Below are 23,598 nucleotides of genomic sequence, written 5' to 3'. Positions count from 1 at the left end.
GCTTAAATGTGACCGGCCAGTTCAATTGACCATCCAATCTGTCAGTTTCGTTCGCTCCCACCGTAGGCGCGAGCATTTTTGACGACCAGATCATTAGGGGCTTGTTACATGTCTACATCCCTCGCATTCGTCTTTCCAGGGCAGGGTTCGCAGTCCCTCGGCATGTTGGCCGAGCTGGGCGCGCAATACCCGCTGATCCTGGACACCTTCAAGGAAGCTTCTGACGCCCTGGGTTACGACCTGTGGGCACTGACCCAGCAAGGGCCGGAAGCGCTGCTCAACCAAACCGATAAAACCCAGCCGGCCATCCTGACCGCCTCGATCGCCCTGTGGCGCTTGTGGTTGGCAGAAGGCGGCGCGCGCCCTGCATTCGTCGCGGGTCACAGCCTGGGCGAATACAGCGCCCTGGTGGCCGCGGGCAGCCTGACCTTGGCTGAAGCGGTCAAGCTGGTCGAACGTCGTGGTCAACTGATGCAAGAAGCCGTTCCGGCCGGGCAGGGCGGCATGGCCGCTATCCTGGGCCTGGACGACGCGGTGGTGATCGAGGCCTGCGCCGAAGCGGCGCAAGGCGAAGTGGTCAGCGCGGTGAACTTCAACTCCCCAGGCCAGGTGGTGATCGCCGGCGCCAAGGCAGCTGTCGAGCGTGCCATCGAGGGTTGCAAGGCCCGTGGCGCCAAGCGTGCCCTGCCATTGCCGGTGAGCGTACCATCCCATTGTGAGCTGATGCGCCCGGCGGCAGAGCGGTTTGCCGAGTCTATCGCTGCCATCAACTGGCAAGCGCCGCAGATCCCGCTGGTGCAGAACGTCAGTGCGGCCGTGGCCGCCGACCTCGACACCCTCAAGCGCGACCTGCTGGAGCAACTGTACAAGCCAGTGCGCTGGGTTGAATCGGTCCAGACCCTGGCCGCCAACGGTGCCACCGAGCTGGTCGAGTGCGGCCCGGGCAAAGTCCTGGCCGGCTTGAACAAGCGCTGCGCCGACGGTGTGTCGACCGCCAACCTCAATACCCCAGAAGCCTTCGCTGCCGCTCGCGCGGCACTGGCCTGAATCCCGTACTTAGGAGAAGCCTGCATGAGTCTGCAAGGTAAAGTTGCACTGGTTACCGGCGCAAGCCGTGGCATTGGCCAAGCGATCGCCCTGGAGCTGGGCCGTCAGGGCGCCGTTGTGATTGGCACCGCCACCTCTGCCTCGGGCGCCGAGCGTATCGCCGCGACCTTGAAGGAAAACGGCGTGCAGGGCACCGGCCTGGAACTGAATGTAACCAGCGATGAGTCCGTAGCTGCCGTATTGGCCGAGATCACTGCACAGTTCGGCGCGCCGGCAATTCTGGTGAACAACGCCGGGATCACCCGTGACAACCTGATGATGCGCATGAAAGACGACGAGTGGTACGACGTGGTCGATACCAACCTGAACAGTCTGTTTCGCCTGTCCAAGGGCGTTTTGCGCGGCATGACCAAGGCGCGTTGGGGCCGAATTATCAATATTGGCTCCGTAGTGGGTGCCATGGGCAACGCAGGCCAAGTAAACTATGCCTCTGCCAAGGCCGGCCTGGAAGGTTTCAGCCGCGCATTGGCGCGTGAAGTCGGCTCGCGGTCGATTACGGTCAACTCGGTGGCCCCTGGGTTCATCGACACCGATATGACCCGCGAATTGCCGGAAGCACAGCGCGAAGCCTTGCTGACGCAGATTCCGCTGGGCCGTCTGGGCCAGGCCCAAGAGATCGCGAATGTGGTCACTTTCCTGGCATCTGACGGTGCGGCATACGTGACTGGGGCTACAATCCCGGTGAACGGCGGGATGTACATGAGTTAAATTGTGACGGATCGCTTCAAAAAAATGTCATACGAGCTGTCTAAAATCCGTTATAAAGCTGCAACTTAATTTATAGGCAGGTGGCCGACCGGGTACAGGGTGAAGCTTTCAGTTGAAAAGCTGAAATGGCTTTCTATACACTTACCCACTGGCCAGCTGCCTGAATTTGTCCATTAGGAGTTAAACAAGGTATGAGCACCATCGAAGAGCGCGTCAAGAAAATCGTCGCCGAGCAACTGGGCGTTAAGGAAGAAGAAGTGGTCAACACTGCTTCCTTCGTAGAAGACCTGGGTGCCGATTCCCTTGACACCGTTGAGCTGGTGATGGCTCTGGAAGAGGAATTCGAGACCGAAATCCCGGACGAAGAAGCTGAAAAAATCACTACTGTTCAAGCTGCCATCGACTACGTTACTAGCCACCAGGCGTAATAGTTTGTAGTCGTCGCTTGCTGTCAGGGAAAAACCGCACTGCTGTAACGGCGTGCGGTTTTTTCTTTAGCGGCGATGAAAAAGTGTCGTCATTAGAAAAAGGAGAGTGCTGTGTCGCGTAGACGCGTCGTAGTCACCGGTATGGGTATGTTGTCGCCACTGGGCACGGATGTGCCAAGCAGTTGGCAGGGCATTCTGGCTGGCCGCAGTGGTATTGGTCTGATCGAACATACGGACCTTTCTGCCTATTCCACCCGTTTTGGCGGCTCGGTAAAGGGCTTCAATGTCGAGGAATATCTCTCGATCAAAGAGTCCCGCAAGCTCGACCTGTTCATTCAGTACGGCCTGGCTGCCGGTTTTCAGGCAGTGCGTAACGCCGGCCTGGAAGTCACCGACGCCAACCGTGACCGCATCGGTGTGGCCATGGGTTCGGGTATTGGCGGTCTGACCAATATCGAAGAAACCAGCCGCACGCTGCATGAGACTGGCCCACGTCGAATTTCACCGTTCTTCGTACCGGGCTCGATCATCAATATGATTTCCGGCTTCCTGTCCATCCATCTGGGGGCACAGGGGCCTAACTACGCGATTTCAACGGCGTGCACCACAGGCACCCACTGCATCGGTATGGCGGCGCGCAACATTGCCTACGACGAAGCCGATGTGATGATCGCCGGCGGCGCCGAAATGGCCGCGTGCGGCCTGGGCATGGGCGGCTTCGGCGCGTCCCGTGCGCTGTCGACCCGCAATGACGAGCCGACCCGTGCCAGCCGTCCGTGGGACAAAGGCCGTGACGGCTTCGTGCTGTCCGACGGTGCCGGTGCGCTGGTGCTTGAAGAGTTGGAGCACGCCAAGGCGCGTGGCGCCACCATCTACGCCGAGCTGATCGGGTTCGGCATGAGCGGTGACGCGTACCACATGACTTCACCGCCGTCCGACGGAGCGGGTGCTGCGCGTTGCATCACCAATGCCCTGCGCGATGCGAAGGTCAACCCCGACCAGGTGCAGTACATCAACGCCCATGGCACTTCGACCCCGACTGGCGACTTGGCGGAAGCCGAGGCCATCAAGTCGGTGTTCGGCGAGCACGCCTATAAGCTGGCGGTCAGCTCCACCAAGTCCATGACCGGCCACCTGCTGGGTGCGGCGGGCGCGGTCGAGGCGATCTTCAGTGTGATGGCCATCAAGGACCAGGTTGCTCCGCCAACTATCAACCTTGATGAGCCGGACGAAGGCTGCGACTTGAACTTCGTGCCGCACGAAGCGCAACCGATGCCAATCGACGTGGTGATCTCCAACTCGTTCGGGTTTGGTGGTACCAACGGCTCCCTGGTGTTCCGCCGGTTCGCCGAGTGATGCACAGCTGGGTCGACGGTCAGCCAGCGGACAGCGTGCCCCTGAAAGATCGCGGCCTGGCCTATGGTGATGGGGTGTTCGAGACCATCGCCGTCAAGGCCGGGCAGCCGTTGCTGCTCGACCGTCACCTGCAACGCCTGGAAGAGGGTTGCAGGCGTTTGGCATTGGTAGTGGATCACGGGTTGATTCGCCACGAAGTGCTGAGCTTCGCCGCCGCCCTTGGCGACGGTATTCTCAAATTGATCCTCACCCGTGGCGACAGCTTGCGCGGTTATGGCATCAACCCTGGCGCCCCGGTGCGCCGTATTTTGCAGGGCAGTGCGCCCGCTGCTTACCCCCTTGCCCACGAAGTCGACGGCGTCCGCCTGTTTGCGTGTGCCACGCGCTTGGCGCAGCAGCCGCTGCTGGCCGGTATCAAGCACCTCAATCGGCTGGAGCAGGTGATCGCGCGTGCCGAATGGCAAGATACCGAACATGCCGAAGGCCTGATGCTGGACATGTCTGGTCGGGTGATCGAAGGCATATTCAGCAACCTTTTCCTGGTACGCAACGGCTTGTTACTAACCGCTGATCTGAGCCGTTGTGGCGTTGCCGGCGTAATGCGCGCCGAAGTGCTGGCCCAGGCACAAGCGCTGGGCGTCCCGGTGGCCGTGGCCGACATCAGTGTTGAGCAGTTGCAACAGGCCGATGAAGTCTTCGTCTGCAACAGCGTATATGGCATTTGGCCGGTGCGTGGTTGCGCTGCGATGAGCTGGCCGGTTGGGCCGCTCACCCGTAAACTGCAAGGCATTGTTCGCGCGCTATTGGATATTTGAGTTGATACGAAAACTGGTGTTACTGCTGCAGATCAGCCTGGTCTCGGCGGCTTTGCTCGTGGGCTTTTCGGCCTGGAAACTCGACTCTGCCCTCAAGCAGCCCCTGAAGCTGCCTCAGGAGCAGTTGCTCGACGTACCTGCTGGCGCTACGCCGACGGGCACCTTCAACCGTCTGGAAGCCGACGGCGTGCTCGACGATGCATTCTGGTTGCGTCTGTACTGGCGCTTCAACCTCGAAGGCCAGCCATTGCACAGCGGCGAGTACCGCATGAGCCCGGGCCTTACCGCCGAGGGTTTGATCGGCCTGTGGCAGCGCGGCGAAGTGGTGCAGTACAGCCTGACCTTGGTGGAGGGCTGGAATTTCCGTCAGGTGCGCACCGCCCTGGCCAAGCATGAAAAGATCGTGCAGACCCTCGCGGGCCTGACTGACAGCGAAGTGATGGATAAGCTCGGCCACCCAGGTGTGTTTCCTGAAGGGCGGTTCTTCCCCGACACCTACCGTTTTGTCCGCGGCATGACCGATGTCGAATTCCTGAAAAAAGCCTACAACCGCCTGGACGATGTACTCGCCCAGGAGTGGAGCAAGCGTGCCGCCGACGCGCCCTACACCGACCCTTACCAAGCACTGATAATGGCGTCGCTGGTAGAAAAGGAGACCGGTGTGCCCCAGGAGCGCGGGCAGATTGCCGGTGTGTTTGTGCGTCGCCTGAAGATCGGTATGCTGCTGCAGACCGACCCCACCGTGATCTACGGCTTGGGTGAGCGCTACAACGGTAAATTGACCCGTGCCCATCTCAAGGAAGCCAACCCCTACAACACCTACATGGTCGCCGGCCTGCCGCCCACGCCCATCGCAATGGTCGGTCGCGAGGCGATCCATGCAGCGCTGAACCCGGTACCGGGCAGCAGCCTGTATTTCGTCGCCCGTGGTGATGGCAGCCATATATTCTCGGATGACCTGGATGCGCATAATGCCGCCGTGCGTGAGTTCCAGCTCAAGCGCCGTGCCGATTACCGTTCCAGTCCGACGCCTGTGGTGAAACCGCTGGAAGATTCGGCACCTGCCAGTGATGCACCCACCCCCGACGCACCGATCGAGCCCGCGCCGGACACTACCGCGCCGCAAAGCCCGCAATGACTCTGACTAAGGACTGCCTGTGACTGGCTTGTTTATTACCCTGGAAGGCCCGGAAGGCGCCGGCAAAAGCACTAACCGTGACTACTTGGCCGAGCGCCTGCGTGCGCAGGGCATCGAGGTGGTGCTGACCCGTGAGCCGGGCGGTACGCCTTTGGCTGAGCGCATCCGTGAAGTCTTGCTGGCCCCGGGTGACGAGCCGATGAACCCGGACACCGAGTTGCTCCTGGTGTTTGCTGCCCGTGCCCAGCACCTGGCCGAAGTGATTCGCCCGGCCCTGGCGCGGGGTGCGGTGGTGATCTGCGACCGGTTTACCGACTCCACCTACGCCTACCAGGGTGGCGGGCGGGGTTTGTCCCTGGAGCGCATCGCCACCCTGGAAACCTTTGTGCAAGGCGATCTGCGCCCCGACCTGACCCTGTTGTTCGACCTGCCGGTGGAAGTGGGCATGGCCCGCGCCAGTGCGCGAGGTCGCCTGGATCGTTTCGAGTTGGAAGGCCAAGCCTTCTTTGATGCAGTGCGCAGCGCTTTCCTGCAGCGCGCCAAGGCTGAGCCCACACGTTATTACCTATTGGACGCCGCTCAGCCGCTGAGTCAGGTGCAACAGGCTATCGACGCGCTGCTGCCCACTCTGTTGGAGCGTAGCCGTGGCTGAGTCCTACCCGTGGCAGGACGGCCTCTGGCAGCAACTGGCAGGGCGCGCCCAGCACGCCCACGCCTATCTGCTGCATGGGCCGGTGGGCATCGGTAAACGCCACCTCGCCGAACGCCTGATGGGCAGCCTGTTGTGCCAACGCCCAGTCAACCTGGAGGCGTGTGGCGAGTGCAAGTCCTGCCTGTTGCTCAAGGCTGGCAGTCACCCGGACAATTATGTGCTGGAACCCGAGGAAGCGGACAAGGCCATCAAGGTCGACCAGGTGCGCGACCTGGTGAGCTTCGTGGTGCAGACTGCGCAAATGGGCGGGCGCAAAGTGGTGCTGATCGAGCCGGTCGAGGCGATGAACATCAACGCGGCCAACGCCTTGCTCAAAAGCCTTGAAGAGCCGTCCGGCGATACCGTGCTGTTGCTGGTGAGCCACCAGTCCAGCCGCTTGTTGCCGACCATTCGCAGCCGTTGCGTGCAGCAGGCTTGCCCGTTGCCCAGCGAGGACATGAGCCTGCAATGGCTGGCGCAGGCGTTGCCGGAATGCAGCGCAGAAGAACGAGGCGAGTTGCTGACCCTGGCGGCCGGTTCGCCTTTGGCGGCAGTGAAGCTGCAGGCTCAGGGCGTGCGCGAACAGCGTGCACTGGTCGTGGATGGCGTGAAGAAACTGCTCAAGCAGGAATTGTCCGCCACGCAACTGGCCGAAAGCGCCTGGAAGGACATTCCGCTATTGCTGCTGTTCGACTGGTTTTGCGACTGGTCCAGCCTGATCCTGCGCTACCAGCTTACCCAGGATGAGCAAGGCCTGGGCCCGGCGGATATGCGCAAGGTCGTGCAATACCTGGCGCAAAAAAGTGCCCAGGACAAAGTGCTGAACATCCAGGACTGGATCCTCGCCCAGCGCCAGAAAGTCCTCGGCAAGGCCAACCTCAACCGCGTGCTGTTGCTCGAGGCATTGTTGGTGCAGTGGGTCGGCCTGCTCGGGCGCCGTTAAATTCCGTGGCTGACGGGTGTATCGTTGGCCCTACCTCTTGTGTGACTTAAGCTCAGATTCCTATGCTCGTAGATTCTCATTGCCACCTTGATCGCCTCGACCTTGCCCAGCACGGTGGCTCCCTCGACGCCGCCCTTGAAGCTGCCCGCCAGCGTGGGGTAGGGCACTTCCTGTGCATTGGCGTCAGCGCCGACAACGCCGCCGACGTCAAAGCCCTGGCTGATCGCTATGCCGACGTAGACTGCTCGGTGGGTATTCACCCGTTGGACCTCAAGCCTGGCGAAGCGCCGGCTCTGGACTGGCTACTGGGCGAACTCAACCACCCGCGAGTGGTGGCCATTGGCGAAACAGGCCTGGACTATCACTACGAGCCTGAAGCTGCCGAGTTGCAGCAGGCCTCGTTCCGCTTGCACCTGCAAGCCGCCCAGCAGACGGGCAAGCCGGTGATCGTCCACACCCGAGGTGCCCGTGCCGATACCCTGGCCTTGCTACGTGAAGCCGCGTTGCCGCAGGCTGGCGTGTTGCATTGCTTTACCGAAGACTGGGACATGGCCAAGGCGGCCCTGGACCTGGGGTTCTATATTTCCCTGTCGGGTATCGTCACCTTCCGCAATGCCGACGCGCTGCGCGATGTGGCCCGCCAGGTGCCTGCCGACCGCCTGCTGGTGGAAACCGACTCGCCGTACCTGGCGCCCATCCCCCATCGCGGCAAACCGAACTTGCCCGAATATGTACGTGATGTGGCTGATTACCTGGCGATGCTGCGCGGCGAGTCGTACGAACGCTTTGCCGAGCAGACTACCGAGAACTTCAAGCGCCTGTTCCCGCTGGCCCACCTAGCCGGTTAGAGCGGCCGAATTCCAGGCAAAAAAAACCCGGGTTCTGGGGGGTGAATCCGGGCTAAGACCATTAGGAGTAAAACAAGGGCACGCAGTCCGTCGGTACCCAGGTCGACGCGTCACTTGGGGGAGATGTCGCGCCGACAGTTGAAGTATTGACCACTATCCTATTCAGTCCAGTCGTGATTGATCGTTTTTTAAACAGATTTGGAATACGCGGCCTTCGCTTGAGTTCTCACTGCGCTGATGGGCAGGTTCAGGTGTTGCGTATTATTTCTGACTGATAACGGCGAAATCGTTGGCGCATTGAAAGTTATGTGCCTGACGGGTTCACATAGACATTGCCCAACGACCGTTCAGTCGGGATAATCCCTCGCACCGGGTAAATCGTATCGCCACGTATCCATGGCCCTGCGCAACCCTCCCTATTTCCGACCTTTGCAGACTCTTCCTCATGCACAAAGAACCCCGTAAGGTCCGTGAATTTCGCCGCCGTGAGCAGGAAATTCTCGACACCGCGCTCAAGCTGTTCCTCGAACAAGGTGAAGACAGCGTCACCGTCGAGATGATTGCGGATGCCGTGGGTATCGGCAAAGGCACGATCTACAAACACTTCAAATCCAAGGCCGAAATCTACCTGCGCCTGATGCTCGACTACGAGCGTGATTTGAACGAGTTGCTGCACTCGGCGGATGTCGACAAAGACAAGGAAGCCCTGTCCCGCGCTTACTTCGAGTTCCGCATGCGTGACCCGCAGCGTTACCGCCTGTTCGATCGCCTGGAAGAGAAGGTGGTCAAAGGTCACCAGGTGCCGGAGATGGTCGAGGAGCTGCACAAGATCCGCGCCTCGAACTTCGAACGCCTGACCCTGCTGATCAAGGGGCGTATCAGCGAAGGCAAGCTTGAAGACGTGCCACCGTATTTCCACTACTGCGCCGCCTGGGCCTTGGTGCATGGCGCTGTGGCGCTGTACCACTCGCCGTTCTGGAGCAATGTGCTGGAAGACCAGGAAGGTTTCTTCCAGTTCCTGATGGACATCGGCGTGCGCATGGGCAACAAGCGCAAGCACAGCCCTGAACTGCCGGGCGCCGAAAAGAGCGGCGAAACCCCTGCCACCTAAGTCATTCGCCACAGTGATGGCGCAATGATTTACTGCCAGGCGCAGTAACCCAGGAATATACTCAGGCAAGGACCTTGCTAAAAGCTGAGTTATGAGTCAGCTTTTAGCGCGCCCGAATTATCCTCTGCCGGAGTGATCCATGATCGTTGATCGTCAAGGCAGGCGTTTTCGCAATTTGCGGATCAGCCTGACTTCAGCCTGCAATTATGCGTGTACCTATTGCGTGCCTGACGGCAAGCGGCTGGTGGCTGCCCAGGATGAACTGTCGGCCGAGGCCATGGCCCGAGGCGTGGCTTACCTGATAGAAGCGGCGGGTATCGAGCGCTTGCGCATTACCGGCGGTGAGCCGTTGGTCAGCCCCAAGTTGGAAGCCTTCATGGGGGCGGTAGGGCAGATGGGCCTGAGCGACATCAGTCTGACCACCAATGGCCAACTGCTGGCGCGTAAACTGCCGTTGCTGGTGGCCGCTGGTATCCGACGCATCAATGTCTCCCTCGACACGCTGGATGCCGACGCTTTCCGCAGCATCGCCCGTGGCGGCGACCTGGCCACCGTGCTCGATGGCATGGACCAGGCCAGTGCTGCCGGGATCAAGATCAAGGTCAATATGGTGCCGTTGCGCGGCCAGAACCTGGACCAGGTGATGCCGCTGCTCGATTACTGCCTGGCGCGAGGCTACGAGCTGCGCTTTATCGAACTGATGCGCATGGGGCATCTGGCCAAAGACTCCAACGCGTTCCTGCAACAGTTTGTCAGCTTGCAACAGCTGCTCAGCTTGATCGGCGAGCAACACGAATACCTGCAAGCCAACGCACCCGTCGATGCGACGGCGGTACGCTACGAAGTGCCGGGCAAGGGCTTCTTCGGTGTGATCGCCAACGAGAGCGTACCGTTCTGCCGCACCTGTTCGCGATTGCGGTTGTCCTCTACTGGTTGGCTGCATGGCTGCCTGTCGTCCAGCAATCGCCATTATGTCGGTGACTTGCTCGATCAGCCGCGCCATCAAGCGTTGCCAGCGTTGCAGGGCTTGTTGATGAAAGCCTTGGCCGACAAGCAGGAAGTGGCGTTCTCCGGCGGTGCCACGATCATGAAGATCATTGGTGGCTAAGGTAGATATTGCGGGTTCACACATTTGATTTGTAGCGCAGCTGACTGGCGCGGATTCTGCATCCCACGCCCCATTCGCCGGTTTCCTGTCACCGGCCTCTGGAGGATTAGGATGCGTAGTCTGGTTTTGCTGCTGGCGTCATTGGCCCTGGGTGGTTGCATGACCGTCAGTGATATGGCCGAAGGCACCCGCTATCAGATGAGCGATGCCGGACTGCTCGATCACAGCGATACGCGCCGTACTGCCTCGGTGCGCATACAGCCGGACTCCTTTGTGTTTATCGCCCAAGGCGCCTTCGTGCCGCCGGGCAGCGCCTACCCGCGGCCCAATGTGGTGGCCGAGGAAGCCTTCAATGGCTTCGTCGAATATTTCCCCATGGTGCGTCGCGCCCGCCAGCCGGAAGGTCTTGAACAGGCCATGACCGAAGCCCGTGCCGCCGGTGCTCATTACCTGCTGTATTGCCGCTTTGCGGCAGCCGATGACCGTATCGGCAACGCCGACGAGTGGACCGACCAACAAGCCCTGGACCGTCTTGGCTTGGACACCGGGGTGATCCAAGTCATGTTGATCGAGACCAGCACCCAGTATTTGATTGATACTGCACGTATTCGCAGTCGTGGCGGTTTACTGACGTTCCACGACACATCGCCACAAGATTTGATCGCCCGCCCCCTCGCGCAATACGCCCGCGGTTTGCTGGGTATGAGTGATCAGTAAGACAGAGGAGCCCGCCATGACCGATTCCGCCAAGGCCAATGATTTATTGGCCCAACTGCCCAAGGGCAAGGGGCCGGCACCGGTGCATCTGTGGAACCCGGATTTCTGCGGCAACATCGACATGCGCATCGCCCGCGATGGCACCTGGTTCTACCAGGGCACACCCATCGGGCGAAAGCCGATGGTCAAGCTGTTCTCCAACATCATCCGCCGCGATGGCGATGATTATTTCCTGGTGACGCCCGTGGAGAAGGTCGGCATCCGTGTGGATGATGCGCCGTTTGTCGCAGTGACCCTGGATGTGCAAGGGCAGGGCGAAAGCCAGGTATTGCGCTTTACCACCAACGTCGACGAACAGCTCGAGGCAGGCCTCGAACACCCGCTGCGGGTGGTGACCGACCCCATCACCCAGGAACCCGCCCCCTATGTGCGCGTTCGCACCAACCTCGAAGCCCTCGTGCATCGCAACGTTTTTTACCAGTTGGTGGAGCTGGCGGTGAGCCGTCCGATCAACGGTCAGAACTGGCTTGGTGTCTGGAGCGGCGGGGAGTTTTTCCCCATCGGCCTGGAGCCCTGAGGCGGTTTTTGTCTTCAGCCTGAAATAATCCTCTTGCGGTAAACGCGGGCTTTCGGTTATCAATTTGTACATGATTAGACATGTTCGATTTGATAAGAAAAAACGCGTCGTCGATGAGCTCATCCGCCGTATCGAAGGTGGCGTCATGGCCGACGGTTTCCTATTGCCGGGCGAGCACCAACTGGCCGAGGAGTTTGCGGTCAGCCGGGGCACGCTGCGCGAGGCGCTGGCCGAGCTCAAGCGTCGCAACTACATCGCCACCCAAAGCGGCGTCGGTTCGATTGTCACCTTTGACGGCATGGTGTTGGACCAACGCAGCGGTTGGGCCCAGGCCCTGGCCGATACGGGGGCCCAAGTAAGCACCGATACCCTGCGTTTCGAGACCGTGACGCGCCCGGATCTGTTCAGCCGTTTCGGCACCGACCAGTTCATTACCCTCGACCGCCTCCGGCGCACGGCTGACGGTATAGCGGTGTCGCTGGAACGCTCGTTGATGCCGGCCGTTGGCGACCTGGAAAACCTGCCCCACATTGGGCTGATCGATAATTCCCTGACCATCACCCTGGCCGCCTACGGCTACGTCGGGGCCGACGGCGACCAGTGGATCGGTGCCGAACCCCTGAGTGATGAAGACGCCGAATTACTCGGGCGCCCCAGCGGTACGGTATTTCTCAAGGCGTCGCGCACCACCTATGATCGTCGCGAGCGTTTCATGGAGCATGTCGAAAGCCTGCTTGACCCGCTGCACTTTCGCCTGCATCTGCAGTTTGGAGCGTCGAAATGAGCCGAGAAAATCGCGCACTTGGCGCCTTTTATGGCCTGGCCCTGGGCGATGCCTTGGGCATGCCCACCCAATCCTTGAGCCGCGAGCAGGTTCAACAGCGCTTCGGTGCTATCACCGCCTTGGAAGACGCCGACGCGGACCAGCCCATTGCGCCCAACATGCCTGCCGGTTCCATCACCGATGACACCGAACAAGCCATCCTGGTTGCCGAGTTACTGGTGCAAGGCCAGGGCCAGATCGAGCCCGCCGTGCTTGCCCAGCGCCTGATCGACTGGGAAGCGGGGATGCGCGCCAAGGGTTCCCAGGACTTGCTCGGGCCGTCCACCAAGCGCGCGATCGACATGATCCTCGCCGGCCATACCCCGGAAGAATCCGGGCGCTACGGCACTACCAATGGCGCGGCCATGCGCATCACCCCGGTGGGCATCGCCGCCGATGTTGGCGACCCGGGGCGGTTTGTCCAGGCGGTGATCCAGGCGTGCCAGGTCACGCATAACACCAGCCTGGGTATTTCCAGCGCCGCGGCCGTGGCGGCGGTGGTCTCGGCAGGCATCAATGGCGTGGACCTGGGGGAAGCCCTGAATATCGGCACCCAGATTGCCCGACAGGCCGAAAGCCATGGTCACTGGATCGCGGGCGGACGCATTTCTACCCGCATCAGTTGGGCTCGTACCTTGAGCGTCGGCAGCGGCGACAAAGCGTTGTTTGCCGACCTGCTTTACGAGTTGATCGGTACTTCGGTGGCTTCCCAGGAATCGGTGGTGGTCTCGTTTGCCTTGGCCCAGCAAGTGGCGTCAGGTGATATGAATGCCTTCGAAGCCCTGTGCCTGGCGGCTAGCCTGGGCGGCGACACCGACACCATTGCCGCGATCCTCGGCGCCATGCTGGGGGCGTGCCTGGGCATGCAGTGCTGGCCTGAGGCGTTGGTTGAACAGGTCAAGCGGGTCAATGGATTGGATGTGCAACCCTTGGTCCAAGGGTTGTTGGCCTTGCGATAAACACAAATCTGATGTGAGAGCTGGCTTGCCTGCGATAGCGGTTTTCCAGTGGCCGCTGGGCGGGTTGCCCCACCGCAATCGCAGGCAAGCCAGCTCCCACATTCAAAAGCGTTGAGTCAGGAAGACTGGATAAAGATTCGACTCGCTGCCACAACCACAACAATACAGGCACCAGGAGCACCCTTTCATGAGCAGTCCCTCTTCCGGCCAAAGCGCCGGGCAACTGGAAACACGCGGCATCGAGCCGGTCCCGGAAGGTGAGTGCAACGGCCATCCGCTGCAACTGTTCTGGGTGTGGTTCGCGGCCAATATCAGCATCCTCGGTTTGCCCCTTGGTGCAACGCTGGTGGCGTTTCGTGGCTTGGCCATCTGGCAGGCGATCATCGTCGCGATTCTTGGCGCCGCTGGCTCCTTTGCCGTGGTTGGCATTATCTCCATTGCCGGTCGCCGTGGTCGCGCGCCCAGCCTGACCTTGTCCCGCGCCATCTTCGGCGTGCGCGGCAATATCGGCCCGACCTTGGTGTCTCTGATGTCGCGCCTGGGTTGGGAAACCGTCAACACCACCACCGCAGCCTTCGTGTTGTTGTCGTTGAGCTCTATCCTGTTCGGCTCGGCAGTGGAGGCCAAGAGCGCGCCGCTGCTCACCCTGATCTTCATTGCCATCTTCGTGCTGCTGACCCTGGCCGTGTCGGGCCTCGGCCACGCCACGTTGTTGGTGATCCAGAAGTGGGCGACCTACGTATTCGGCGGCCTGAACATTCTGGTGGGCGGCTTTCTGTGCGCCACCATCGACTGGAGTGCGGTGTTCAACGCCACCCCGGCGCCGTTGAGCGCGATGATCATTGGCGTAGGCACCATGGCCGCCGGCACCGGCATTGGTTGGGCCAACGCCGGTGCCGATATGTCGCGCTACCAGCACCGCAGCGTCAAGGCTGTACGCCTGGTGGCCAGCGCCGCTTTTGGCGCGGGTATTCCGCTGGTGTTGCTGATTACCTTGGGCGGCCTGCTGTCGGTGGGTAACAACGACCTGGCGTCGGCCACCGATCCGATCATCGCAATCCGCGACATGCTGCCGACCTGGATGGCGGTGCCTTACCTGATCACCGCGTTCGGCGGGCTGTTGCTGTCAAACAACCTGTCGGTGTATTCGGCCGGTCTGACGACGTTGACCCTGGGTTTGAAGGTCAAGCGCGTGCACGCGGTGATTGTCGATATCGTCGCGATCTTTGCTGGCTCCATCTATTTCATGCTGATCGCCGACAGCTTCTATGGCCCGTTCATCACCTTCATTTCGCTGCTGGCGGTGCCGATTACGGCGTGGGTCGGGATCTTCGTGGTCGACTTGATTCACCGTCATTACTACAGCCCCACCGACCTGCTGGACGTCAGCCCCAGCAGTGCCTACTGGTATCGCGGCGGTGTGGAGTGGCGTGCATTTGGCGCCTGGGCCGTGGCCATTGTGCTGGGGTTCAGCTTCACCACCATCGGCACCACCGCCGAAAACATCTGGTTTGCCGGGCCGTTGTCCGACTCCTGGCTGGGCCATAACGGCCTGGGCTGGATCGTGACCTTCCTGGTAGCCGGCGGACTATATGCAGTACTGGGCGGCGCGGCTGACCGTCGTCCTGCTTTAGCAGAGAGCGCCAATGTCTAGATTGCTGCATACCGGCCAGGTCATTGTCGACCTGGTCATGGGCCTCGACACCCTGCCGGCAAGCGGCGGTGACGTGCTGGCCAACTCCGCCAGTTTCCAGGTCGGTGGCGGTTTCAACGTAATGGCTGCGGCGCGGCGCAATGGGTTGCCGGTGGTTTACCTGGGTCGCCATGGCGAAGGGCGCTTTGGCGAGCTGGCGCGCGCCGCGATGCAGGCCGAAGGTATTGAAATGACCTTGGCGGCCAGCGCTGGCAAAGATACCGGGTTGTGCGTGTCGCTGACTGAAGCGAGCACCGAACGCACCTTCATTTCCCATCTCGGCGCCGAGGGTGAGCTGAGCGCCGACGACTTGGCTCAGATCGTCCCGCGTGTTGATGATTACGTGTACGTCAGTGGCTACAGCTTGCTGCTTGAAGGTAAGGCACAGCCGTTGCTTGACTGGCTGCTGGCGCTGCCGCGAGAGATCGTGGTGGTGTTCGACCCAGGCCCGCTGGTCAAGGCGCCGGACTCGGCGTTGATGCGCGCGTTGTTGCCGCGTATCGACATCTGGACCAGCAATGGCCCTGAAGCCCTCGCGTTTACCGGGGCGGCGGATATGAGTCAGGCGCTGCCCATGCTGAGTCAGCACGTGCAGGCACTGCTGGTTGTGCGTGATGGGCCAAATGGTTGCTGGGTAGGGCGTGGGGCACAGACTGAGCATGTACCTGGCTTCAAGGTTAAGGCGGTGGACAGCAATGGTGCGGGGGATGCGCATGCAGGGGTATTTATTGCCGGGTTGGCGAAGGGCTTGAAACCGGTTGAGGCGGCGCGTCGAGCGAACGCAGCGGCGGCATTGGCGGTAACCCGCTGGGGGCCGGCCACTTCACCTGGCACTGCTGAGGTCGATGCATTAGTGACTGAATAAACGAGGCCCAAAAATGTGGGAGCGGGCTTGCTCGCGAATGCGGTGTGTCAGTTAAAGCATGTGCTGACTGATACACCGCATTCGCGAGCAAGCCCGCTCCCACAATGGGTCCTGCGTTTAACCTGCTTTTTTCAGGGCCTGGATCAACTCATCTTTACGCATGGTCGAGCGTCCTGAAATATTCTTTTCCCGCGCCTCTTTCATCAAGCTTTCCTTGGTTTGCGTACTCAGCGAAGCACGGCTGCTGCGTGGGTGGCCTTCACGGCTGGCAGCGGCACGCTTGGCCGATTCCTGCCGGTCCTGGGCCTTCTTGGCCGGCGCCTTGCCTCGACCTGATCCGCCGGCTCTTTCACCACCGCCAGACTGTTTGTTCACGGTGGCCCAGGCGCGGGCTTCGGCCTCGTCCTTGGGCAGTCCCTTGTGCTCATAACTGTCTTCGATATGAGCGGCCTTGCGTTTCTGTTCGTCGGTGTATTTGGCTTTGCTTCCACGAGGCATCGCTAAAACTCCTTCTGGCCCCGGTCGCGGGGCCAGGCCAGAAATGGATTACTCAGTGCTTTGAGCGTCGAGCTTGCGCGCCTCATCCACACCCGAAGCGGTGAGCTTGATCGGCAGGTTCAACGCGTATTCGCCGGCGTCGTCGGTGGTCACATGCCCATCCTTGATCAGACCGCGGTCCTGCAGGAACGCCAAGACACTGGCGACCTCTTTTTCACCGCGGTAATTGTCCAGCACCTCCTTGCCCAAGCCTTGCGGGTGGGCGTGCAGCAGGCGGGTGAGGACTTCTTTTTCAAGGTTTCTATCGACGTTCATGCGTACCTCTTCACGGGGAAATGGTCGGGCGTTGGTCGTACCAAGGGGGCATCAAGGCGCTGGTTGTTTCTGCGCGCCGGGGATGTTCGAGTCGTCGCCCTTGTTGATCTTCGGCTCATTGTTGCTCGTGCCAGGGCCCATCTTGCCGTTGCCCACGGCCGCCGGTGCCTGGCGCTGGGTGTCGTTGCCTTTGGTGCGCGGGTCAGCGCTGTTGTCGATGATCGCGCCACCGTTGGTGTCCATGCCGGTGCCCATCGATTTTTGCGATTCGGTAGTGGCGTCCGGCGTTGGATCGGTGGGGCCAGTGGTCGAGCTAGCCGCGAAGGCGCTCAAGGACGCGGCAGACAACAGGCCGGTGAGGGCGAGGGCAGCAAATTTGGAATGTTTCATCAGGGTGTCTCCATATAATTAATGTCCTTACCCTGTATTGGTCTGCCCGCGATTGCTGATCGTGCCGGGATGGCGACGAACGGTATCAGCTCACCTGTATCACTTTGTGTGCCGATACCCGACGCGCTATCAAGCGCGCCACCGTGATCGCCCAATTGAGTGCGGCGATCACCAGTACGCTCAGCATCATTGTCGCAAGGCCGAAGTCGACGATGATCTTGCCTGCGAGCCAGGGAAACCCGAAGACGCCGATAAAGTACGCCAGGCTGAACAGCAACAACGCCTGAGAAGTGGTGCCGCTGGGCGCTTCGTTGGCCACCAGGCCGTTGATCACCGAATACGTCAGGCCATACCCGATCCCTAGCGTGGCGGCGGCGAGCACATAACTGAGGTTGCCGCTGACACCAAACGCGAACAGCGCGATCGCGCCGAACATTACCCCGGATAACACGCAGGCAGCCTGGTACGCATCGCGCTTGACCACGAAACCGGCGATCAGCAGGCGGCTGGTAATAGCCGCTGTCAGGAAACCCGCGAAGAACAGTGAATAGTCCAGCTTATGGGCCACGGCATAGCTGGTCTGGAACGAAGACAGCCCCCCGAATACGCAGCCGCCCAGTCCGACCATCAGGATCGCGAACGCCGCCTTGGAAGACAGGACGCGGCGGCTTGCGCGCCAGGAAATCCTGGCGGTTGGCACATTCGCGTGCTGTCGCAACCGAGTGCCCATGCGCCAGAACATCACCACCCCGGCGAGGCTGGCGAGCCCGGCGATATAGAACGCGGTTGTCAGGGGCAGGTCCAGCGCAGTGGCGGCGCGTCCCAGCAAAGGGCCGGAACCTATGCCGCTCAACATACTGCCCGAGAGCAAGGCGAAATATTTGGCCCGCTGGCGCGGTTCCACCAGCAGCGTCACGATGATCGGGCCCAGGGTATAAAACACGCCCCAGCCCAAACCAAGAGACAATCCAAACAGCATCAAGCCTTGGCCAAACCCTGGCGTCAGGGCAAACCCCAGGCAGGCCACCACCAACAATACGCCGGTGCTTGCAATGGCCCGCGCCGCGCCCAGCGCGTCAGCCAGATGCCCGGAAAGCACGACCGCTACAAAGGTGCTGAGCATCGCCGTGGCAATGACACTGCCCGCGTCGTGTTCATTACCGCCACGGGCATGGATCAGCAGTGACAACAAAAAGGTCGAGCCGTAAGACAGCGACAACAGAAAACTGGCGAGGCAGAACAGCGCGAATGTCTTCGTGCCCACGGGTGGCGTAGCGTGCATGAGCAGGTCTCTGATCGTTGGATTTATGCTCATTGTTTACCATGGGCGTGCGCAGGCTTTGTTCTGTGGTTGCTGATGCTTGCATCACCCCGCGCCGGAGTGAAACGCGCTCGTCGGCATCAATTGCACTGCAAACGGCCATCAAACCGTCTTAGTATGTGGCCTTTGAATTTGCCCAAGGCTCGCCCATGACCATCGAGATTCGCCCCGCCGTGCCCAGCGATGCTGCGCAGATCCTGACCTTTATCACTGAACTTGCCGAGTACGAGAAAGCTCGGCATGAAGTGATCGCCAGCGTGGTGGACATCGAGCGCAGCCTCTTCAGCGAAGGCGCCACGGCCCATGGCCTGATCTGCTTGCGCGACGGCTTGCCGATTGGCTTTGCGGTGTTCTTTTTCAGTTACTCGACGTGGCTGGGCAGTAACTGCCTGTACCTCGAAGACCTGTACATCAACCCGGAGCAACGCGGCGGCGGGGCGGGCAAGAAGTTGTTGCGCCACTTGGCCAAGATCGCCTTTGACAATGGTTGCGGACGCTTTGAATGGAGCGTGCTGGACTGGAACGAGCCCGCGATCGCTTTCTACAAATCCATCGGCGCCCAGCCGCAGGAAGAATGGGTGCGTTATCGCATGGAAGGCGATGCCCTGCGCGACTTCGCCCTGGGCTGAAACCTCTTTCGTATAGTCACTAAAGATCGAATGTGGGAGCGGGCTTGCTCGCGAATGCGGTGTATCAGTCAGCACATGCTTTAACTGACAGACCGCATTCGCGAGCAAGCCCGCTCCCACATTTTTTCAAGCGCCGCCCATTATATGGGACGATAATTTATATATTGAGATATTTCAGGCGATGGGTTTATAGTCGCCAGCATCAGCACTCACTACAAAAAATAAAAAGGTGAAGCGATGCAGGCGCAACCGTTGTCCCTACCCGCCGTGCCCGAGCCGACTTACGGCGAGCGGCTGAAGAACAAGGTGGTGATCGTCACTGGCGCCGCCCAAGGCATTGGCGAAGCCATCGTTGCCTGTTTCCAGGCCCAGCAGGCGCGGTTGATCATTGCCGATATCCAGGGCGACAAAGTCGAGAAGATCGCCGCTCATTGGCGCGAACACGGTGCGCAGGTTTACGCCCACGCGGTTGATATCACTTCCAAGGATCAGTGGCAGGCATTGGTCAACCTGGCCATCGAGCGCTTTGGCCGTGTGGATGTGCTGGTCAACTGTGCCGGCGTCAACGTGTTCCGTGACCCGCTGGAGATGAGCGACGAGGACTGGCGCCGCTGTTTCGCCATCGACCTCGACGGTGCCTGGTACGGCTGCCGCTCGGTGTTGCCGCACATGATCGAGCAAGGTATCGGCAACATCATCAATATCGCGTCCACCCATTCCAGCCACATCATTCCCGGTTGCTTTCCTTACCCTGTCGCCAAGCACGGCCTGCTCGGCCTAACCCGTGCCCTGGGTATCGAGTACGCGCCCAAAGGCATCCGCGTGAATGCCATCGCCCCCGGCTATATCGAAACCCAGCTCAACGTCGACTACTGGAACGGTTTCCCTGACCCCCACGCCGAACGCCAGCGTGCGTTCGACCTGCACCCGCCCAAACGCATTGGCCAGCCCATCGAAGTGGCCATGACAGCACTGTTCCTGGCGACCGACGAGGCGCCCTTTATCAACGCCACTTGCCTGATGATCGATGGCGGGCGGTCTGTGATGTACCACGACTAAAGCGTTTTTCAATAACAAGAAGGAGGTGGTCCATGTTCAAGCAAACACTCGGTGCCGTGGCACTGGCGATGGCGTTCTGCGGCTGGGTATCGGCTGAAGAAGTGAAGATCGGTTTTCTGGTCAAGCAGGCCGAGGAACCCTGGTTTCAAACGGAGTGGGCATTCGCGGAAAAAGCCGGCAAGGAGCATGGTTTCACCGTGATCAAGATCGCCGTGCCCGATGGCGAAAAGACCTTGTCGGCCATCGACAGCCTGGCCGCCAACGGCGCCAAAGGCTTCGTGATCTGCCCGCCGGACGTGTCCCTGGGCCCTGCGATTGTCGCCAAGGCCAAGGTCAACGGCTTGAAAGTGATGGCCGTGGATGACCGCTTTGTCGATGCCAAGGGCAACTTCATGGAAGACGTGCCTTACCTGGGCATGGCCGCGTTTGAGGTGGGCCAGAAGCAGGGCGCCGCCATGGCCGCCGAAGCGAAAAAACGCGGTTGGGATTGGAAGGACACCTATGCGGTGATCAATACCTTCAACGAACTCGACACCGGCAAGAAACGCACCGACGGCTCGATCAAGTCACTGGAAGAGGCCGGTATTCCCAAGGACCACATCCTCACCGCTGCGCTGAAAACCCTTGATGTTCCCGGCAGCATGGACGCCACCAACTCGGCCCTGGTCAAGTTGCCGAGCGGGGCGAAGAACCTGATCATCGGTGGCATGAACGACAACACCGTACTCGGCGGCGTGCGCGCTACTGAGAGCGCCGGCTTCAAGGCCGCCAACGTGATCGGCATCGGCATCAATGGCACCGACGCCATTGGCGAATTGAAGAAAGCCGACAGCGGCTTCTTCGGTTCCATGCTGCCCAGCCCGCATATCGAGGGCTACAACACCGCGCTGGCGATGTACGAGTGGGTCACCACCGGCAAGGAACCGGCCAAATACACCGCCATGGACGAAGTGACCTTGATCACCCGCGCCAATTTCCAGGAAGAACTGACCAAGATCGGCCTGTGGAAATGAGCGGCGCAGCCCTGCGTTTCAATGGCATCGGCAAGGAGTTTCCTGGTGTGAAAGCCCTGGCGCAGATCAGCTTTGAAGCGCGGCCGCATTCGGTGCACGCGCTGATGGGCGAGAACGGCGCAGGGAAGTCGACCCTGCTGAAGATCCTCGGCGGCGCCTATATTCCATCCAGCGGCACGGTGCAGATCGGCGCGCAGACCATGGCCTTCAAATGCGCCGCCGACAGCATCGCCAGCGGTGTGGCGGTGATTCACCAAGAGCTGCACCTGGTGCCGGAAATGAGCGTGGCCGAGAACCTGTTCCTCGGGCATTTGCCCACGCGCTTTGGCGTGGTCAACCGGAGCCTGCTGCGTAAGCAGGCCCTGGCGTGTCTCAAGGGGCTGGCCGATGAAATCGACCCCGACGAGAAACTCGGGCGCCTGTCTCTGGGCCAGCGCCAACTGGTGGAAATCGCCAAGGCGCTGTCTCGCGGCGCCAACGTGATCGCCTTTGATGAACCCACCAGCAGTTTATCGGCGCGGGAAATCGACCGCTTGATGGCGATCATCACGCGCCTGCGCGACGAGGGCAAAGTGGTGCTCTACGTGTCGCACCGTATGGAAGAAGTGTTCCGTATCTGCGATGCGGTGACGGTGTTCAAGGACGGCCGCTACGTGCGTACTTTCGAGGACATGAGCACGCTGACTCACGACCAGTTGGTGACTTGCATGGTCGGTCGCGATATTCAGGACATCTACGATTACCGCCCGCGAGAGCAGGGCGAGGTGGCGCTCAATGTCGAGGGCTTGCTCGGCCCCGGCCTGCGTGAGCCGGTGAGTTTCCAGGTACGCAAAGGCGAGATCCTCGGCCTGTTCGGGCTGGTGGGGGCAGGGCGCACAGAGCTCCTGCGCCTGCTCAGCGGCCTGGAACGCTCCAGCGCCGGCAGCCTGGCACTCTGTGGTGAACCGTTGCAGTTGCGTTCACCCCGCGACGCCATCGCCGCTGGCGTGCTGCTGTGCCCGGAGGACCGCAAGAAGGAAGGCATCATTCCGCTGTCCAGCGTGGCGGAAAATATCAACATCAGCGCCCGCAGCGCCCACGCCTCGTTCGGCTGGTTGCTGCGCGACGACTGGGAGAAGGGCAACGCCGAGCGGCAGATCCAGGCCATGAAGGTCAAGACGCCGAATGCCGAGCAGAAAATCCTGTACCTGTCCGGCGGTAATCAGCAGAAAGCCATTCTTGGCCGCTGGTTGTCGATGCCGATGAAGGTCCTGCTGCTGGATGAACCCACCCGCGGTATCGACATCGGCGCCAAGTCGGAGATCTACCAGATCATCCATAACCTGGCGGCCAGCGGCATTGCGGTGATTGTGGTGTCCAGCGACCTGATGGAGGTGATGGGCATCTCTGACCGCATCCTGGTGATGAGTGAAGGCGCCTTGACCGGTGAGTTACCCCGCGCCCAAGCGGATGAAGCGCGCCTGCTGCAACTGGCGCTGCCACAGTCGCGGGCTTGAACAAGAATAAGAGGGTTTGGCTATGTCTGAGGTAAAAACAGCAAAGGGCTTCTGGCCAGGTTTCAATCAGCGCAAATTTCTCGATGATTGGGTGATGCTGTTGGCGGCGCTGGGCATTTTTGTGCTCAGCGCGGTGTTCATCGATAACTTCCTGTCTCCGTTGAACATGCGCGGCCTCGGTCTGGCGATTTCCACCGTGGGCATCGCCGCCTGCACCATGCTGTTCTGCCTGGCCTCGGGGCACTTCGACTTGTCGGTGGGTTCGGTGATCGCCTGTGCCGGGGTGGTGGCGGGCATCGTGATGCGCGACACCGACAGCGTGGCACTCGGCGTGTCGGCAGCCTTGGCCATGGGCCTGGTGGTAGGGCTGATCAACGGCATTGTGATCGCCAAGCTGCGCATCAACGCGTTGATTGCCACCTTGGCGACCATGCAGATCGTGCGCGGACTGGCCTACATCTTCTCCAACGGCAAGGCGGTGGGGGTGATGAATGAAGGGTTCTTCGTGTTCGGCAACGGCCAGCTGCTGGGCGTGCCGGTGCCGATCATCATCACCGTGCTGTGCTTTGTGTTCTTTGGCTGGTTGCTCAATTACACCACTTACGGGCGCAACACTATGGCCATTGGCGGCAACCAGGAAGCCGCGTTACTCGCGGGGGTGAATGTCGATCGCACCAAGATCATCATCTTTGCCGTGCACGGTTTGATCGGCGCCTTGGCCGGGGTGATCCTCGCGTCACGCATGACCTCGGGCCAGCCGATGATTGGCCAGGGGTTCGAGCTGACCGTGATTTCGGCCTGTGTGCTGGGCGGTGTGTCGTTGAGCGGCGGCATTGGCATGATCCGCCATGTGATTGCCGGGGTGTTGATTCTGGCGATCATCGAGAATGCGATGAACCTGAAGAACATCGATACCTTTTACCAATATGTGATTCGTGGCTCGATCCTCTTGCTGGCCGTCATCATCGACCGCATGAAGCAACGCTGATG

The 23,598-nt window shown here is 60.6% G+C and carries 26 protein-coding genes; 22 read left to right on the top strand and 4 right to left on the bottom strand.

Features of this window, described 5'->3' with window-relative positions; all coding sequences use genetic code 11:
* Window positions 1-108 precede the first annotated feature (108 nt).
* The 17 genes from fabD to GH769_RS17885 all read left to right on the top strand — a co-directional run bounded on the left by fabD (window position 109) and on the right by GH769_RS17885 (window position 15,887).
* Window positions 109-1,047, top strand: a complete 939-nt coding sequence (fabD, locus tag GH769_RS17965; RefSeq protein ID WP_014719563.1) for an ACP S-malonyltransferase — start codon at window positions 109-111, stop codon at window positions 1,045-1,047.
* Between the two features lie 24 nt (window positions 1,048-1,071).
* On the top strand, window positions 1,072-1,815 hold the full coding sequence (gene fabG, locus GH769_RS17960; protein WP_005790544.1) for a 3-oxoacyl-ACP reductase FabG: 744 nt from the start codon (window positions 1,072-1,074) through the stop codon (window positions 1,813-1,815).
* Window positions 1,816-2,006: 191 nt separating this feature from the next.
* Window positions 2,007-2,243 carry an acyl carrier protein gene (gene acpP, locus GH769_RS17955; RefSeq protein WP_003175607.1) on the top strand — a complete coding sequence of 79 codons (237 nt, stop codon included), beginning with the start codon at window positions 2,007-2,009 and terminating at the stop codon, window positions 2,241-2,243.
* Window positions 2,244-2,354: 111 nt separating this feature from the next.
* Complete coding sequence (fabF, locus tag GH769_RS17950; RefSeq protein WP_014719562.1) at window positions 2,355-3,599, top strand: beta-ketoacyl-ACP synthase II; 1,245 nt, start codon at window positions 2,355-2,357, stop codon at window positions 3,597-3,599.
* Entirely contained in the window at window positions 3,599-4,414 is an 816-nt protein-coding gene (gene pabC / locus GH769_RS17945; RefSeq protein WP_014719561.1) for an aminodeoxychorismate lyase, read from the top strand. Before fabF ends, pabC begins: the two co-directional genes overlap by 1 nt.
* 1 nt (window position 4,415) lies before the next feature.
* The gene (mltG, locus tag GH769_RS17940) at window positions 4,416-5,552 is read left to right on the top strand and encodes an endolytic transglycosylase MltG (RefSeq protein WP_014719560.1); all 1,137 of its coding nucleotides are present in this window, start codon (window positions 4,416-4,418) and stop codon (window positions 5,550-5,552) included.
* 19 nt (window positions 5,553-5,571) lie between these two features.
* A complete protein-coding gene (tmk, locus tag GH769_RS17935) occupies window positions 5,572-6,204 on the top strand; it encodes a dTMP kinase (protein ID WP_014719559.1) in 633 nt (210 codons plus the stop codon).
* On the top strand, window positions 6,197-7,186 hold the full coding sequence (locus GH769_RS17930; RefSeq protein WP_032901585.1) for a DNA polymerase III subunit delta': 990 nt from the start codon (window positions 6,197-6,199) through the stop codon (window positions 7,184-7,186). The genes tmk and GH769_RS17930 overlap by 8 nt, the downstream gene beginning before the upstream one ends.
* 62 nt (window positions 7,187-7,248) lie before the next feature.
* Window positions 7,249-8,034: a TatD family hydrolase gene (locus tag GH769_RS17925; RefSeq protein WP_014719557.1), complete on the top strand. Its 786-nt coding sequence runs from the start codon at window positions 7,249-7,251 to the stop codon at window positions 8,032-8,034.
* A 445-nt stretch (window positions 8,035-8,479) separates the two neighbouring features.
* Window positions 8,480-9,145 (top strand): TetR/AcrR family transcriptional regulator, encoded by a 666-nt coding sequence (locus GH769_RS17920; protein ID WP_003189287.1) that lies wholly within the window; start codon window positions 8,480-8,482, stop codon window positions 9,143-9,145.
* Window positions 9,146-9,284: 139 nt separating this feature from the next.
* Window positions 9,285-10,253 carry a GTP 3',8-cyclase MoaA gene (locus tag GH769_RS17915; protein WP_019817203.1) on the top strand — a complete coding sequence of 323 codons (969 nt, stop codon included), beginning with the start codon at window positions 9,285-9,287 and terminating at the stop codon, window positions 10,251-10,253.
* Window positions 10,254-10,364: 111 nt separating this feature from the next.
* Window positions 10,365-10,970, top strand: a complete 606-nt coding sequence (locus GH769_RS17910; RefSeq protein WP_020301718.1) for a DUF4823 domain-containing protein — start codon at window positions 10,365-10,367, stop codon at window positions 10,968-10,970.
* A gap of 16 nt (window positions 10,971-10,986) precedes the next feature.
* Complete coding sequence (locus GH769_RS17905) at window positions 10,987-11,547, top strand: DUF1285 domain-containing protein (RefSeq protein WP_014719554.1); 561 nt, start codon at window positions 10,987-10,989, stop codon at window positions 11,545-11,547.
* A gap of 70 nt (window positions 11,548-11,617) precedes the next feature.
* Window positions 11,618-12,331, top strand: coding sequence for a GntR family transcriptional regulator (locus GH769_RS17900; protein WP_014719553.1), 714 nt, complete (start codon window positions 11,618-11,620; stop codon window positions 12,329-12,331).
* Window positions 12,328-13,329, top strand: coding sequence for an ADP-ribosylglycohydrolase family protein (locus tag GH769_RS17895; protein ID WP_032901586.1), 1,002 nt, complete (start codon window positions 12,328-12,330; stop codon window positions 13,327-13,329). Before GH769_RS17900 ends, GH769_RS17895 begins: the two co-directional genes overlap by 4 nt.
* A 187-nt stretch (window positions 13,330-13,516) precedes the next feature.
* Complete coding sequence (locus tag GH769_RS17890) at window positions 13,517-14,983, top strand: cytosine permease (protein ID WP_014719551.1); 1,467 nt, start codon at window positions 13,517-13,519, stop codon at window positions 14,981-14,983.
* Window positions 14,976-15,887: a PfkB family carbohydrate kinase gene (locus tag GH769_RS17885; protein WP_019817198.1), complete on the top strand. Its 912-nt coding sequence runs from the start codon at window positions 14,976-14,978 to the stop codon at window positions 15,885-15,887. Before GH769_RS17890 ends, GH769_RS17885 begins: the two co-directional genes overlap by 8 nt.
* Window positions 15,888-16,004: 117 nt before the next feature.
* Here the strand turns inward: GH769_RS17885 and GH769_RS17880 are convergent, their stop codons facing one another.
* From GH769_RS17880 to GH769_RS17865, 4 genes are all read right to left on the bottom strand, one after another.
* Window positions 16,005-16,385: a Rho termination factor N-terminal domain-containing protein gene (locus tag GH769_RS17880; protein WP_014719549.1), complete on the bottom strand. Its 381-nt coding sequence runs from the start codon at window positions 16,383-16,385 to the stop codon at window positions 16,005-16,007.
* A gap of 48 nt (window positions 16,386-16,433) precedes the next feature.
* Window positions 16,434-16,700, bottom strand: coding sequence for a hypothetical protein (locus tag GH769_RS17875; protein ID WP_014719548.1), 267 nt, complete (start codon window positions 16,698-16,700; stop codon window positions 16,434-16,436).
* A gap of 51 nt (window positions 16,701-16,751) precedes the next feature.
* Window positions 16,752-17,090 (bottom strand): hypothetical protein, encoded by a 339-nt coding sequence (locus GH769_RS17870; protein ID WP_020301899.1) that lies wholly within the window; start codon window positions 17,088-17,090, stop codon window positions 16,752-16,754.
* 85 nt (window positions 17,091-17,175) lie between these two features.
* Window positions 17,176-18,372 (bottom strand): MFS transporter, encoded by a 1,197-nt coding sequence (locus GH769_RS17865; RefSeq protein ID WP_020301898.1) that lies wholly within the window; start codon window positions 18,370-18,372, stop codon window positions 17,176-17,178.
* A 188-nt stretch (window positions 18,373-18,560) separates the two neighbouring features.
* Here GH769_RS17865 and GH769_RS17860 point away from each other — a divergent pair, with 188 nt between their 5' ends.
* From GH769_RS17860 to araH, 5 genes are all read left to right on the top strand, one after another.
* Window positions 18,561-19,040: a GNAT family N-acetyltransferase gene (locus tag GH769_RS17860; RefSeq protein ID WP_010208407.1), complete on the top strand. Its 480-nt coding sequence runs from the start codon at window positions 18,561-18,563 to the stop codon at window positions 19,038-19,040.
* Window positions 19,041-19,277: 237 nt separating this feature from the next.
* Entirely contained in the window at window positions 19,278-20,099 is an 822-nt protein-coding gene (locus GH769_RS17855) for an SDR family oxidoreductase (RefSeq protein ID WP_014719545.1), read from the top strand.
* Between the two features lie 32 nt (window positions 20,100-20,131).
* Window positions 20,132-21,112 carry a substrate-binding domain-containing protein gene (locus tag GH769_RS17850; protein WP_014719544.1) on the top strand — a complete coding sequence of 327 codons (981 nt, stop codon included), beginning with the start codon at window positions 20,132-20,134 and terminating at the stop codon, window positions 21,110-21,112.
* Window positions 21,109-22,608, top strand: coding sequence for an L-arabinose ABC transporter ATP-binding protein AraG (gene araG / locus GH769_RS17845; RefSeq protein ID WP_032901587.1), 1,500 nt, complete (start codon window positions 21,109-21,111; stop codon window positions 22,606-22,608). The genes GH769_RS17850 and araG overlap by 4 nt, the downstream gene beginning before the upstream one ends.
* 22 nt (window positions 22,609-22,630) lie before the next feature.
* A complete protein-coding gene (gene araH / locus GH769_RS17840) occupies window positions 22,631-23,596 on the top strand; it encodes an L-arabinose ABC transporter permease AraH (RefSeq protein ID WP_014719542.1) in 966 nt (321 codons plus the stop codon).
* Window positions 23,597-23,598: the final 2 nt, after the last annotated feature.

The sequence above is a fragment of the Pseudomonas sp. CFSAN084952 genome (genome assembly GCF_009648855.1).
Classification (GTDB): Bacteria; Pseudomonadota; Gammaproteobacteria; order Pseudomonadales; family Pseudomonadaceae; genus Aquipseudomonas; species Aquipseudomonas paracarnis.
The sequence above is the reverse complement of the archived record's forward strand: the minus strand, read 5'-3'. Positions and strand labels throughout refer to the sequence as shown.

Excerpts from the sequence above, each read along its gene's own strand:
- GH769_RS17895 (WP_032901586.1), top strand. The coding sequence starts at position 12,328 with ATGAGCCGAGAAAATCGCGCACTTGGCGCCTTTTATGGCCTGGCCCTG.
- GH769_RS17920 (WP_003189287.1), top strand. The coding sequence starts at position 8,480 with ATGCACAAAGAACCCCGTAAGGTCCGTGAATTTCGCCGCCGTGAGCAG.
- pabC (WP_014719561.1), top strand. The coding sequence starts at position 3,599 with ATGCACAGCTGGGTCGACGGTCAGCCAGCGGACAGCGTGCCCCTGAAA.
- GH769_RS17880 (WP_014719549.1), bottom strand. The coding sequence starts at position 16,385 with ATGCCTCGTGGAAGCAAAGCCAAATACACCGACGAACAGAAACGCAAG.
- GH769_RS17850 (WP_014719544.1), top strand. The coding sequence starts at position 20,132 with ATGTTCAAGCAAACACTCGGTGCCGTGGCACTGGCGATGGCGTTCTGC.
- GH769_RS17865 (WP_020301898.1), bottom strand. The coding sequence starts at position 18,372 with ATGCACGCTACGCCACCCGTGGGCACGAAGACATTCGCGCTGTTCTGC.
- GH769_RS17900 (WP_014719553.1), top strand. The coding sequence starts at position 11,618 with ATGATTAGACATGTTCGATTTGATAAGAAAAAACGCGTCGTCGATGAG.
- GH769_RS17890 (WP_014719551.1), top strand. The coding sequence starts at position 13,517 with ATGAGCAGTCCCTCTTCCGGCCAAAGCGCCGGGCAACTGGAAACACGC.
- GH769_RS17860 (WP_010208407.1), top strand. The coding sequence starts at position 18,561 with ATGACCATCGAGATTCGCCCCGCCGTGCCCAGCGATGCTGCGCAGATC.
- araH (WP_014719542.1), top strand. The coding sequence starts at position 22,631 with ATGTCTGAGGTAAAAACAGCAAAGGGCTTCTGGCCAGGTTTCAATCAG.
- GH769_RS17885 (WP_019817198.1), top strand. The coding sequence starts at position 14,976 with ATGTCTAGATTGCTGCATACCGGCCAGGTCATTGTCGACCTGGTCATG.
- araG (WP_032901587.1), top strand. The coding sequence starts at position 21,109 with ATGAGCGGCGCAGCCCTGCGTTTCAATGGCATCGGCAAGGAGTTTCCT.
- GH769_RS17925 (WP_014719557.1), top strand. The coding sequence starts at position 7,249 with ATGCTCGTAGATTCTCATTGCCACCTTGATCGCCTCGACCTTGCCCAG.
- fabG (WP_005790544.1), top strand. The coding sequence starts at position 1,072 with ATGAGTCTGCAAGGTAAAGTTGCACTGGTTACCGGCGCAAGCCGTGGC.
- GH769_RS17870 (WP_020301899.1), bottom strand. The coding sequence starts at position 17,090 with ATGAAACATTCCAAATTTGCTGCCCTCGCCCTCACCGGCCTGTTGTCT.
- GH769_RS17910 (WP_020301718.1), top strand. The coding sequence starts at position 10,365 with ATGCGTAGTCTGGTTTTGCTGCTGGCGTCATTGGCCCTGGGTGGTTGC.
- GH769_RS17855 (WP_014719545.1), top strand. The coding sequence starts at position 19,278 with ATGCAGGCGCAACCGTTGTCCCTACCCGCCGTGCCCGAGCCGACTTAC.
- GH769_RS17875 (WP_014719548.1), bottom strand. The coding sequence starts at position 16,700 with ATGAACGTCGATAGAAACCTTGAAAAAGAAGTCCTCACCCGCCTGCTG.
- fabD (WP_014719563.1), top strand. The coding sequence starts at position 109 with ATGTCTACATCCCTCGCATTCGTCTTTCCAGGGCAGGGTTCGCAGTCC.
- acpP (WP_003175607.1), top strand. The coding sequence starts at position 2,007 with ATGAGCACCATCGAAGAGCGCGTCAAGAAAATCGTCGCCGAGCAACTG.
- GH769_RS17905 (WP_014719554.1), top strand. The coding sequence starts at position 10,987 with ATGACCGATTCCGCCAAGGCCAATGATTTATTGGCCCAACTGCCCAAG.
- GH769_RS17915 (WP_019817203.1), top strand. The coding sequence starts at position 9,285 with ATGATCGTTGATCGTCAAGGCAGGCGTTTTCGCAATTTGCGGATCAGC.